The organism is Lysinibacillus sp. FSL K6-1151 (genome assembly GCF_038630755.1).
GTDB lineage: Bacteria > Bacillota > Bacilli > Bacillales_A > Planococcaceae > Lysinibacillus > Lysinibacillus fusiformis_D.
On record NZ_CP152040.1, the window covers coordinates 2,762,619 to 2,775,323 of the forward strand.

Below are 12,705 nucleotides of genomic sequence, written 5' to 3' on the forward strand. Positions count from 1 at the left end.
ATTCTGCTTCAACAAAAAATGCATTTTTTCATGGATAAAAAGGTGGTTTTTGCAAATATTTAGTCAAACGGCTGATTTTGGAGCGTTCCATCTATTTTTGGTACGAATTGAATGCGTGAACATACTATAGAAGTAAGCGAAAATCGGTCTATGTACAATATAGAAGTAATTGTAGTTAATGTGGACATTTTCACAATCATTTATGCAGTTGGAGTTACGTTAGTGTGGGCATGATGAAAGAGCTGCATTCATTTGTCTACAGCCATTATGACAGCATGTAATAATTACTAAACAAAATCGCAGTGTTTAATCTACTCCATTCAGGGTATAACTAAGTAATCGCCATTATATCTTAATTTTAAGGAGATGAAAATAATGATTAGTTTCATTTGGTATTTAATCATCGGAGGAATTCTTGGATGGTTAGCTGGCGTAATTTTAGGTAAAGATGTACCTGGTGGCATCATCGGGAATATTATTGCAGGGATTGTTGGTTCTTGGATCGGTAGTATGGTTTTAGGGAACTGGGGTTGGAGAGTAAGTGATTTCTACGTGTTCCCAGCACTGATCGGTGCCGTTGTGTTGATCTTTATCGTCAGCCTTATTTTAAAAGGTATGCGTAAAGCAACTTAAATATGTAATAAAGAGCCATTCATGGTGATGGCTCTTTATTTTGCTTCATTTAGTAAAACGGTTGCTCGGAGTTCATCGTGATAATCATTATACAATTGGTAGTAATACAATACATTTTCTACATATTCTTCACTATGATTGTATTGATACACAGCTTTCTTAATATTACCTTTGGCAGCGCCGTATTTAGCTAAATAATTAGCTGCACTAAATACCGCATCCTCAATATCATAGGGATCGGCTATACCATCCCCATTCGCGTCTACGCCATATCCTCCATATTTAGCAATTGTCTCTGGATTCATTAATTCAGCCTTCGTGATGTTTCCTTTTCCTAGTCCTGAACAAGTAGGATGCTGCCAGCCAACGAACGTGCACGGCATAAATTGCATATGCCCTTCTGCCCCGGCAGATGAAACCATTGATTTCACTGTAGAAAATCTCGTTTCAATTCGATGATGTGCAGCAAGCAATGTCCATGGCACACCATATTTCTCCTCCGCTGCTACATATACCGGAATGTATTTCTCTGGAATGTCCATATCGAAATGTTGTTGAATCTCCTCAATTGCCTTTTGCTGTGCAAGCTTTTCGAAAATCGGTAATGTTTGAAGTTCCTTCCACGCAAAAAATGTCAGGACATACACCGTTATCGCAACGGGAATCAATAATGCTATCATACCCAATTTTGTAGCGGGTGATAACATGGCTTTGTTGTTCTTTTTCTTTGTCATACGTCACACCTAATCTAGTATTCTTTTTCTATATTACCAAATTTTTCGTTATATGTAGTAGATCTTTTAATTTTTGTAAGATAGAAACTTCCAGTTGTAGGATGCTATTCATTTTCACTATAAAAGCAGTTGAAAGGTTTGCTAAAAATATAGTAAAATACAGATTGATTCATTATATTGGATAATAATAGGGAGGCATTTATTTTGTGGAAAGACTTTAAAGAATTTGCAATGAAAGGCAATATTGTCGATCTAGCAGTAGCAGTAGTCATCGGTGGTGCTTTCGGTAAAATTGTTACCTCCTTAGTTGAAAATATCATTATGCCATTAGTTGGTATTTTAACAGGTGGTGTTGATTTAACAAAGAGCTTTGTTTTTGGCTCTGGTGAAGCCCAAGTCAATTTAGGTGTATTTCTACAATCAATTATTGATTTTTTAATTATTGCATTTGCCATTTTTATGGCCCTCCGAATTATGACGAAGCTTACACGTAAAAAAGAAGAAGCAGTCGTTGAAGAGCCAGCTCCTGAATTAGATGCAAAAGAAGAGCTCCTCAAAGAAATTCGTGATTTACTCAAAAAAGAACAAGCCTAACATATGACACCAAAGGATCTGCCTTATTCGAAAGAGGCAGATCCTTTGGTTTTGTATCCTTCTCTTTGGCTGTTCTATCCGCTGCTTTATGCGTCTCCTCCACTTTCTCTGCTCTATCCATCTCTTTCCGCGTTTTATCCGCTACTTTCCTTATTCTATCCACCAACTTTATGCGTATCCTTCTCTTTCTCTGCTCTAACCATCTCTTTCCGCGTTTTAACCACTACTTTTCTTATTCTATCCATCAACTTTATCCGTATCCTTCTCTTTCTCTGCTCTATCCATCTCTTTCCGCGTTTTATCCACTACTTTCCTTACTCTATCTACCAGTTTTATGCGTATCCTTCTCTTTCTCTGCTCTATCCATCTCTTTCCGCGTTCTATCCGCTGCTTTTCTTATTCTATCCACCAACTTTATGCGTATCCTTCTCTTTTTCTGCTCTATCCATCTCTTTCCGCGTTCTATCCGCTGCTTTTCTTATTCTATCCACCAACTTTATGCGTATCCTCCACTTTCTCTGCTCTATCCTGTTAACTTAACTAGAAGCTCCCACACATTGTTGCTCATAATTTAATAATCAATCTCCTACTATTCCTACGTGATTAACTATAAATAATCTAGCTAATTTTCAGAAAACACCCTTGTTCTTCTTTAGTATCCATGTTAAATTGGTAACAATTATTGAGAATACTAATAAATTGAAAGCGAAAATTGTCGCTTTTAATAATATTGGAGAAAAGAGTGACGTCATGACATTAAACAGAAGTATTGAAACAAAACTTGTACAACTAGGAAATTTAAGTGACCCCATAACAGGTGCTGTGAGCCCGCCGATCCATTTATCGACTGCTTATAAACATGCTGGAATTGGGGAATCTACTGGCTTTGACTATACACGTACAAAAAATCCTACACGTGCTCTTTTAGAAGAAGGGATTGCTGATTTAGAGGGGGGCGATATGGGCTTTGCCTGTAGTTCAGGGATGGCTGCTATTCAATTGGTGTTATCCTTATTTAAACCAGGCGATGAGTTAGTCGTGCCTGATGATTTATATGGCGGTACCTATAGACTATTTAACTTCTTCCAAGAAACCTATAATATCAAGCCTGTTTATTCAAAGTTTGAATCGGTTGAACAGGTGGAAGCATTAATAACTGAAAATACTCGTGCGTTATTCATTGAAACCCCAACAAATCCACTTATGCAGGAATTCGATTTACAAGTGTATGCAGAGTTAGCCCATAAGCATGGAGCCTGGTTAATTGTAGATAATACCTTCTATACACCATACTTCCAACGCCCTATCGAACTAGGAGCTGACATTGTCCTTCACTCTGCTACAAAATATATCGGTGGTCATAATGATGTTTTAGCTGGTTTAGTTGTGGCTAAAGGTAAGGAATTAGCTGAACGCATTGGCTTTATTCATAATGGTAGTGGTATGGTACTAGGCGCTATGGATTCGTGGTTACTTATTCGCGGTTTAAAAACTTTACATCTTCGATTAAAACAGCATGATGCGAATGCAAAAGCCATTGCCGCTTATTTAGAGGAAGAAGCATTAGTGACTGATGTACTTTATACAGGAAAAGGTGGCATGCTGTCATTCCGCTTGCAAAAGCCTGAGTGGATTGACCCATTCCTTCGTCACTTAAAGTTAATTACTTTTGCTGAAAGTCTTGGCGGTGTGGAAAGCTTTATTACATATCCTGCCACACAAACACATGCAGATATGCCATATGAAGAGCGTGTTGAACGTGGCGTTTGTGATCGTTTACTTCGATTCTCTGTCGGTATTGAGGAAGCAGAAGATTTAATTGCAGACTTACAACAAGTATTCGATATCCTAAGAAAGGAGGCATAATTTATGAAGCAACGTATTGAAACGAGCCTCATTCATGCAGGTGTTCGTGATGGCTATGGTAATAAAAAAGGGGCTGTCAATGTTCCCATGTATCTGTCCTCTACCTTCCATCAAGAAAGTATGGATGAGTTTGGAGAATATGATTATGCTCGCTCAGGCAACCCTACGAGAGACGCATTAGAAAAAGCTGTGGCAGAACTTGAAGGTGGTGTTCGCGCTCATGCCTTTTCTTCGGGCATTGCAGCGGTATCAGCAGCGTTAATGCTGTTATCCCAAGGGGACCATATCGTCATGACCGAGGATGTTTATGGTGGAACCTATCGTTTTGTGACAAAGGTGTTACCACGCTTTGGGATTTCCCATACATTTGTAGACTTCACGGATCTAGCAGCAGTAGAAGCAGCAATAACGCCAGCTACGAAGCTGCTTTATATGGAAACACCATCAAATCCGACATTAGGCATCACAGATATTCGTGGCGTGGTGGCACTAGCGAAACAACACCAATGTCTTACATTTTTAGATAATACCTTTATGACACCGTTACACCAACGTCCACTAGAACTTGGAGTTGATGTCGTCATTCATAGTGCAACTAAGTTCTTATCTGGTCATTCTGATATTATTGCTGGCTTAACAGTTACAGCAGATGACAAGCTAGGACAAGAGCTATACTTTATCCAAAATTCTTTTGGCAATATTTTAGGTGTACAAGATTCTTTCACACTGCTACAAAATATCAAAACAACAGATGTGCGCTTTAGTCGCTCTGCTGAATCTGCACAAAAAATTGCAACATTTTTAACTACAAATCCACTGGTTGAGCAAGTCTACTATCCTGGACTTGCCTCACATCCAGGGTATGACATTCATCAACGTCAAAGTACAAGTGGTGGGGCTGTATTGTCTTTCCGTTTACCGAATTATGCAGCCGCAAAAACATTAGTCGAAGCAATGACAATTCCTGTTTTTGCGGTCTCTCTTGGGGGTGTGGAATCAATTCTTTCTTACCCAGCAAAGATGAGTCATGCTGCTATGGAGCCTGAGGAGCGTGCAAAACGCGGCATCACAGATGGACTTTTACGATTTTCAGTGGGACTTGAGCATGTGGATGATTTAATTGCTGATTTTGCACAAGCCTTAGAGATTGCGGCCAAGGCTTGATTGAACCAACCTGAAAGAGACCGTTAAAAAACCCTAACTATTTTACGAAACACTCATTGCGTGTTTTATCATAGTTAGGGTTTTCTATTTGTTAATAGCTAAAGTAGTCATGCCACCGCATCTTTATAATCCTACGTTCAATTTTTCACCTTTCCTAACACACGGTATAAATAATCACCATGCCCCTTTGCTAGTAGCGCTTCTTGCTCAGCAGAAATCCAATAAAATGAAAAAATTAAATCCGCTTCATTTAAGCCCGTTGGATGATGTTGCCATGAATCTTGTGTTTCATCGGATGTTAAATGATAAAAATAACGTTTCTGTAAAATACCTGACGGATGATTAAAATAGTCCTGTGCAATTAACCTCTGAACGACAAGTGTTGTTAGACCAGTCTCCTCCAACATTTCACGCTTCACAGCTTCTAAAGGTGTTTCGCCCTCTTCTACTGTACCTTTGGGCACTTGAATACCTGCACCAACTGAATTCTGTTCAAATACGAGCACTTGTAATTGTTCTTCATGCTCTCTCGTAATATAGCCAAATGCTTTTTCCACTACTTGCATGAAAGTGACCCCCCATTTCGACTGATTGAATGTTACAATAAAGATAAAAATTGGAATTGCAGGTGAAAAGTGTTGACATTTATTATACGACAGATGCTAGAAAATGACATTACATTTGTACAAGAAATTGCTAGAACAAGCTGGCACCATACATATGAAGGAATCATCCCTCGTGATATTCAAGATCGCTTTTTACAAATGGCGTATAGCAGTAACCGTTTAACACAGCGCTTCACTACTAGCCTATTTTTAGTCGCAATCGTCGATGAATCGCTAGTAGGCTTTGCTAATTTCTCAAATGTTACACATGGTGAGGCAGAGCTGCTTGCCATTTACTTGCATCCTGATAGCCAGGGGAGTGGTATCGGTTCAGCTCTTTTACAAAGAGGGCTAAACATGCTTCCCAGCCTATCGTCATTATTTGTTTGTGTAGCAAAAGAAAATACAATTGGTATGCATTTTTATCAGGCAAAGGGGTTCGAAAAGCTAGTAGAATTCGATGAGTGTTTCGATGGTTATCCGCTTAAAACAGTGAAAATGGTGAAACAACATGAAAAAGGATAACGGTTGCTTTGACAACCGTTATCCCCATGTTGTTGAAAAAAGATCATGTCAAAGGCAGAAAAAGCAAATTTGCAAGGTGAGGGGTTGATTTCCGTTCCGCCAACGTCCTTTCCAGGGGGCGTCCGATGAGCCGCTTCACTCACTTACGCTCGCTCCAGGGTCTCATCTGTGACGCTAAATCCCCTAGGAGTGACGCTGGCTCCACTCCAATCAACCATTCTGCAAAGTGTCTTTACTTTTTTTCATAGTAGTATAGCGATCAAATAGCCCATTATCTGTATTCTTAGAGAGGATAGGCTCTTATTTTCAATATGGAGAAGTGATGAATGACAATCATCCTCCATAAAATAAGTAGCAAACACCTTCACTTTATTTGAAAACCTTTGCTAAAAAGGTACCATTTTTGTGGGTTGGAGTGGAAGGCTACTTGACTCCCATGGGATAGCGAGACAGGCGAGCCTCTAAACGGAGCGATAGCGGAGGAAGTGGCTCGGTGCGCTCGCCCACAGGAAAGCAAGTAGCCTGCAACGGAAATCCATTTCTCCCTTTCAATTGACTGTTTTGTTTTTCAACACTAAAAGGATAACGGTTGCTTTGACAACCGTTATCCCCCTTTGTTTTTAAAAGCATTGTAAGACAACCCATGTCTGATCAAAGCGGATCTTTTGGCAATCATCCTCACGAATCCAAAAATACAATCTACCGCTATCTTCCCACATATATCCAAGCTCTTCTTCTGAATCAAGTTGAAGCAATAATCGCCAGTCTGTTGCCCCAGCCTCTAATTCCCTTCGAAGGGGATCATTATAGCCAGTTGAATCGCCACAATATAAGCCATTGGAGACAAGCTGACATTGTAAGTACATATCCCCTTGAATAGCATCTGGAAAACCGTCTATGCGATGAACGGCTCCATTTGCATCAGCTTCTTCCATCGATTCATATGCAAGGTCTCTCAAATTATCTGCTTCCTCTTCCGTTAGAGTTTCTTCTAAATCATCCCAAAATGGAGATTCCCAGGGCGGGAGTGTCCATTCATTTTTAAACTGCAGACTTGCACTGGCAATGTCGCCATGTTTGAGTAAGATAGCAGGTATTTTTATTCTTGTAAGGCTACTAACTGGTTCTGTGAAATAGAAAACATTGAAGCCATCATAGTCTTTCGGATCGTATCCCCATGGTTGCTCGGCTGCATCATAGAAAAAGGACAATAATCCATCTGTAGGTAATAAATTGTTGGTATCGTAAGGTTTGATATCCTTTACATGTAGTTGGCAAAGGAAATACAACGGTCTCTTATCGTTCGTATATGGCCACACAAAATCTGTGGGAACATCCGGACAGCCACCTATTTTTGAATGGCCAATCGGAATTTCTTCATCAGCATTTTGCTTAGCTACCATACGTATAGAGCTTCTAGTATAAGCTGCTATTTGCTCAGCCTTATGTGCTAACCCATAGTCTTTCAACCATTTGTTCCATTTTTCTGTGTTGCTCAATGCCTTCCCCTCCTACCGTTACACACGTTTTTTATGTAAGATGTATATGCTCAGCTTGGATCACAAGTGCTGTCAAGCCTGTCGTACTACCAGATTCATGCGCCTGCCCTTGATGCCAAAGTACACCCTGTCCAGATTTTATGGTGATTTTTTCATCATCTTCACCACGAACCCAGCCTTCGCCATGCATCACGATAAAAAGCTGAGGAACAGGGGCTTCATGCATACCAACTACCCCATTTGGCTCAATATAGATGAAACCGATATTCACTGGCTCTTCTGTTTTCATAATGTTCCGATAAAATGCATTGTTTGATTGATATTGATGAATTTGCTTCGCTAAATCTTGTGTATATGAGATGAATTGCATTTTTCTATGTTCCTTTCATGCTAGGCTAATTCTTCCTGTGCAAATGCTAGCAGTGTACCATCTTCTGATTTGCCATAAAAAGCAAAGGCATCATAGCCAATACTTTTTATCGTCTCCCAATCTGCTGTTTCTCCGTTGAGTAGCTGTACATTGCCATGTTCATCTACCTCATAGTCTTCTGCTTCTTCGTCATAGTCAATATTATAGAAAAATGATAGGACAACTTCCGTTGTGGGCAAAAGATATTTCCGTAGTGGACGATGGATACGCTGCTCCTCCGTAAATTCATCACAAAATAGCGCATTATAGCCATGTAGGGTTGCATCAAATAGCAAAATTTCCTCCGCCGTTAAAGGGTCTTTTGCAACGATTCTAGCGGTTGCTCCAGTAATGAAAGGCAATGCCTCACCTTCGATTGTTAGTAAATCTCCATAGTACCAAATTTCAAACTGTTTATTCCCTGTGCTGGAACAAAGCTGTAACTGTGATTCAACTGCCTCTAGCTGTTCAACATTTTCTGCATATGACTGTAAATAAGTTGGAATAGTAATATTCATAGCCTTCCTCCCCTTTTCTTCCTTATAACGTATTATAATACATTCCGCCTTCTATTTTTATCCATAAAAAAACCCAGAATTTTTTCTGGGCTTGATGACACTTACTTTTCTAACATGATTAAAACTGACGGGCCTTTGCTTCACTTCGCAAGAGGCGATTATGGAGAGTTATCTCCGTTTCACCATTTACTTGCGATTTGGATCGCTTAATCCTTGACCAGTTGCGGTGGATTTTTTGAGATTTTGGATCTAATTGTTCGAACCTACTCATTTTTCATCCTCCTCATCATTATAGATTTCATAAGTGAAATCTTCTTTATTATGACCAGCTAGGATGAATTTATACAAACGGCCATTCATCAGAAAATAGCTCTACTTTATTGCAAAATGAATGCAGGTTTTACTTGCTTTTTATTTTTTTCTCCAATAAAACTTTGACAATTTTCTCAAGTTGTAGGTCTAAAGAGTAAGGATCTTCCATGACAAACTCATCATCGAACTCACCATACATATAAACATTGCCATTTTTAACAGCAGGTGCTCCCTGCCAAATCGGACTATTCAAAATTTCTTCTGCATCTTCTTGCGAATTGACATAGACAAATACATGATCGCCTAAATACTGTGGCAATACCTCTAATGAGATATTTTCAAAGCCCTCTTTCATGTTTAAAGCTTGCTCTGTTGGAGGTAATTTCAACATCTGATAAATGGTGTTACTACCATAATTCCCTCCCTCAGCAGCTAACACAAATAAACCTGTAGGGCTTAATTGCACGACTGATACCGTTTCACCTTCTTTAATGATGCCATCGATTTGTTTTCGAGCATCTTCTACCCTCTGTTCATATTCTTCTATCCATAACTCAGCTTCCTGCTCTTTTCCAAATACTTCAGCAATTCTTCTAAATTTTTCTAATGGTCCAGCCGTCGAAAGCTCTTCCCAGTAAGGAATAAAAACAGTAGAGCCGATTTTTTCATATTGTTCAATATTTTTCTCAATCGACCCAATGATTAAATCGGGCTCTAGCATAATGAGTTTTTCAGGATTCATTGGGAAGCCACCTAAATTCTCGATTTTAGCGAGCGTTTCTTGAGGAATCCCCGCTTTCTCAATCCAACCTTCCGTTAACATGCCTTCGCGGACACCAACTGGAATAATTCCTAACTTTAAAAGCTGCCCCATATATTGATCAGCCGCTACACGCTGTGGCTGAGCTGGAATTTCTACATCACCTCTAGGCGTCGAAACAATTCTTGTCTTTCCTTCTTGTACAGCCTCTTGTCCACTATTCGCTTGTGATTCCACTTGATTTGTCGATGATGAGGCTCCATTTGTATTTGAGCATGCTGCTAGCAACAATGATAGGCACATAAACAACGTCATAGCCTTTACTTTCATATTTTTGTACTTCGACATTTCATTTACTCCCTTTCGTTGATAATGATTTTCAATTTCATCATCAATATAACACTCGAATTGTTTTGGGAGAATAGCATATCTTCTTTTCCAAAGTGGCAATTCTTCATCTTCCAGTTGCCGCTTTTGCCTCCATGCCACTTTAAATTGTGCTGGAGATACACCCTTGTATCGTTTAAAGCTTCGGCTCAAGGAATGACCGTCAGGATAACCGACATGCTCCGCAATTTCCTGCAACGTAGCATCTGTTTGCACGAGTAATGCCGCTGCTTTATTGACACGCATTTCACCTAAATAATGAATCGGGCTTGTATGCATTTTTTCTTTAAACAGTTTTGATAAATAACCAATGCTACAGCCTAACTCTTGCGCTATGATGTCTAGTGTTAGAGGCATATGCGCATGTTCCTCTATATAGCGAACTGCCTGCGCCACCATATCTGGCTTTACGGGATGAATTCCCTGTCCATGCATTTGCCGCAATAATTCATAGATAAATTGATAGAATAATGATTTTATATGTAAATTTTTCAGCTCTTTGTCATGGGCCTGTTGCCAAACTATCTTCATCTGCTCTGCTCTGTCAAGTAATGCAAGAGGATGAGCTGGCACAAAAGCATATTGATAGTGGAAAGGATTATGATTTTCCATCAAGGCTACCATTTCTTGGCGATGAGGTAACGGAAGTATTGCCTTATAGAAAATCATAAAGTATTCAAACTCTTTCTCCGCTACAATCTCTACATCCACCCCTTTTCCTGCATGCAGGACGTGAAACGGGTGTACCAGATGTCTGTTTTTATCCAGCCAGATTTGAGCATTCCCTCTTTTTGTATAGAGAAAGGCACTGGTCGGCAATCGATAGGGACCAAAATCCTCTCCCTGCTCCATCATTGTCAATCGTACATCCATAATTTTGATGTATGCGTGATTCCATAAAAGTATATGATCACTTAATTTCATCGAGCTCAAGCACTCCTTCTAGTTTAACCAATAGCATGTCTCTAGTTTAACAGAAATCCCACTAATTGATAATAATTCTCATAGATAAAATGCATTTCCTTCAAATGTAGCCAAACAAAATGGACTTGTCATTGCATTGACCAAGTCCATTTTATATCCTTCTTATTTTTTGAAACGATTGCCTGTGTTCACATAGATCATTAAAAAGATCGTCAATGCTACGAAAAGAACAAGTCCGATACTAAAAAATAACCACTGTGTATGAAAAAGTTCATTAAGAATCCATAAAAGCACACAAAAGCAGTAGCCATACATCATTTTCCCCATAAATCTCGCCAATGCTTGCTCATCATACTGCTTTTTTTCTTCTTCTGGCATCGTATTAAATCCTGCGATTAAAAACGCTCCTTTCCCTTGGGACAGCACAATGGCAAAGGTCAGAAATAGCAGCATGATAATTCCATATACAAAGATACTCATCGTTCATCATCCTGCTCTTCATTAATAAATTGCTGAATCGCTGGTAGTAATTTTTCATGTAATGGCAATGAAGGGTCTGAATAGGTTGCTAAGTTTCCTGCACCATCTGCTGGAGCTTTTTTCAATACATGGTTCATACCCTCCATATAAAGTAGCTTCGCCTCTGGTTTGCCTTTCTTTAATGCCTCGGCATCGACTTCCTTTACTTGTAAATCCGTTGTTCCTTGTACGATTAATACACGGCTTTTTACTTTCTCCAACTCGTCAGCAGGATGGTACTTTAGCAAAGAAATCAGGAAAGGCTGAACAGATGGACGGAAGAGGGCTTGTAGTTCTGGCGAAGCAGTTGTCACTTGCTTGCCTTGCTTTAAAGCTGTCAAAATATCCGTTGATTCATTGTAAAGCTTCGGTGCTAACTGACCTTTTAATTGCTCTAAGAGTACTACGTCCAATGGTCTTCCAGCACCTGCGATAGAGACGAAGGACGCTACCCCTGTTTTTTGAGCTGCTAGCAAACCAATGAGTGAGCCTTCACTATGACCAATCACGTGTACACTTGTATAAGCTTTATCCGCCATCAATGTTTGTAGGATTTGTACTGCATCATCCACGTATTGATCAAACGTCCCATCTTCTTCCTTTGTTAAGAGCGCTTGATTATCACCAAGTCCTCGCTTATCATAGCGAACCGTCGTAATGCCCTCTTGTGCTAAACCTTCCGCCAGCATTTTTAAGCTATTATTTTTACCAGCTAGAGCGGAATTACCATCTTTATCAGTTGGCCCAGAGCCTGCTATAATGAGAGCCACAGGCGATGGCGACGTGCTCGCTTTTTGTAAAGCAACTGTTAAGTCTCCCTGTTGAACAGGAATTTTTAGTTTTTCATAGGTAACGGGCTGCTCTTTATAAGCCGTTAAAATTAGGGGGAAATTCCCACCATTTTGTTGAAATGTAGCCTCTATTTGTTCATTTTTTAATATGCCGTTTATCGCAATAACAGAGCCGTTCAAATGAATAGATACTTTCACATTGTCATCTGTATACTTGACACTTTGAAATGGAAAATTAGATAAACCTTGTGCTGGAACAGATAATGTACCACTATCTTTCTGTAAATCGACGATAATTGGCAGTGCTCCATTAGGCGTTTCAATATTACCCTCCCATTTTCCGATAAACTGTTCATTCATTGCACTTTGCCCCTTTGTCTCTTGATTGTCCGCAGTGACCTCTTTTTGCCCACAGGCACTTAAAAGTAACAATGTGCAACATAACAATAACCATTTTTTCATCCA

14 protein-coding genes are annotated in these 12,705 nt (G+C 39.6%); 5 read left to right on the top strand and 9 right to left on the bottom strand.

Translation table 11 applies throughout. The features are described from left to right. Positions 1–375 precede the first annotated feature (375 nt). Positions 376–633: a GlsB/YeaQ/YmgE family stress response membrane protein gene (locus MHI04_RS13295; protein ID WP_036123271.1), complete on the top strand. Its 258-nt coding sequence runs from the start codon at positions 376–378 to the stop codon at positions 631–633. A gap of 35 nt (positions 634–668) precedes the next feature. Here MHI04_RS13295 and MHI04_RS13300 read toward each other — a convergent pair whose 3' ends face one another. Further along, positions 669–1,367, bottom strand: a complete 699-nt coding sequence (locus MHI04_RS13300; protein WP_036123269.1) for a lytic transglycosylase domain-containing protein — start codon at positions 1,365–1,367, stop codon at positions 669–671. 204 nt (positions 1,368–1,571) lie between these two features. On the opposite strand from MHI04_RS13300, the gene mscL reads away from it, so the two are divergent. From mscL to MHI04_RS13315, 3 genes are all read left to right on the top strand, one after another. Further along, positions 1,572–1,961 carry a large conductance mechanosensitive channel protein MscL gene (gene mscL, locus MHI04_RS13305; RefSeq protein WP_036123266.1) on the top strand — a complete coding sequence of 130 codons (390 nt, stop codon included), beginning with the start codon at positions 1,572–1,574 and terminating at the stop codon, positions 1,959–1,961. Between the two features lie 750 nt (positions 1,962–2,711). Further along, positions 2,712–3,827 carry a methionine biosynthesis PLP-dependent protein gene (locus MHI04_RS13310; RefSeq protein WP_036123256.1) on the top strand — a complete coding sequence of 372 codons (1,116 nt, stop codon included), beginning with the start codon at positions 2,712–2,714 and terminating at the stop codon, positions 3,825–3,827. 3 nt (positions 3,828–3,830) lie between these two features. Then, positions 3,831–4,991, top strand: a complete 1,161-nt coding sequence (locus tag MHI04_RS13315; protein ID WP_342534919.1) for an aminotransferase class I/II-fold pyridoxal phosphate-dependent enzyme — start codon at positions 3,831–3,833, stop codon at positions 4,989–4,991. A 137-nt stretch (positions 4,992–5,128) separates the two neighbouring features. Here MHI04_RS13315 and MHI04_RS13320 read toward each other — a convergent pair whose 3' ends face one another. Continuing rightward, a complete protein-coding gene (locus MHI04_RS13320; RefSeq protein ID WP_036123251.1) occupies positions 5,129–5,557 on the bottom strand; it encodes an NUDIX domain-containing protein in 429 nt (142 codons plus the stop codon). A gap of 72 nt (positions 5,558–5,629) precedes the next feature. On the opposite strand from MHI04_RS13320, the gene MHI04_RS13325 reads away from it, so the two are divergent. Beyond that, positions 5,630–6,121 (top strand): GNAT family N-acetyltransferase, encoded by a 492-nt coding sequence (locus MHI04_RS13325; RefSeq protein WP_170829817.1) that lies wholly within the window; start codon positions 5,630–5,632, stop codon positions 6,119–6,121. A gap of 620 nt (positions 6,122–6,741) precedes the next feature. Here the strand turns inward: MHI04_RS13325 and MHI04_RS13330 are convergent. From MHI04_RS13330 to MHI04_RS13360, 7 genes are all read right to left on the bottom strand, one after another. Next, on the bottom strand, positions 6,742–7,620 hold the full coding sequence (locus tag MHI04_RS13330; RefSeq protein ID WP_342534920.1) for a YwqG family protein: 879 nt from the start codon (positions 7,618–7,620) through the stop codon (positions 6,742–6,744). Between the two features lie 31 nt (positions 7,621–7,651). Further along, positions 7,652–7,990 (bottom strand): cupin, encoded by a 339-nt coding sequence (locus tag MHI04_RS13335; protein WP_036123245.1) that lies wholly within the window; start codon positions 7,988–7,990, stop codon positions 7,652–7,654. Positions 7,991–8,010: 20 nt separating this feature from the next. Then, positions 8,011–8,547, bottom strand: coding sequence for a hypothetical protein (locus MHI04_RS13340; RefSeq protein ID WP_058844535.1), 537 nt, complete (start codon positions 8,545–8,547; stop codon positions 8,011–8,013). A gap of 118 nt (positions 8,548–8,665) precedes the next feature. Then, the gene (locus MHI04_RS13345; RefSeq protein ID WP_004231380.1) at positions 8,666–8,818 is read right to left on the bottom strand and encodes a YpzG family protein; all 153 of its coding nucleotides are present in this window, start codon (positions 8,816–8,818) and stop codon (positions 8,666–8,668) included. A 129-nt stretch (positions 8,819–8,947) separates the two neighbouring features. Beyond that, on the bottom strand, positions 8,948–10,930 hold the full coding sequence (locus MHI04_RS13350; RefSeq protein WP_271910190.1) for an AraC family transcriptional regulator: 1,983 nt from the start codon (positions 10,928–10,930) through the stop codon (positions 8,948–8,950). Between the two features lie 162 nt (positions 10,931–11,092). Further along, a complete protein-coding gene (locus MHI04_RS13355) occupies positions 11,093–11,410 on the bottom strand; it encodes a DUF3784 domain-containing protein (RefSeq protein ID WP_036120141.1) in 318 nt (105 codons plus the stop codon). Next, positions 11,407–12,702 carry an alpha/beta fold hydrolase gene (locus MHI04_RS13360; RefSeq protein WP_342534921.1) on the bottom strand — a complete coding sequence of 432 codons (1,296 nt, stop codon included), beginning with the start codon at positions 12,700–12,702 and terminating at the stop codon, positions 11,407–11,409. Before MHI04_RS13360 ends, MHI04_RS13355 begins: the two co-directional genes overlap by 4 nt. Positions 12,703–12,705: the final 3 nt, after the last annotated feature.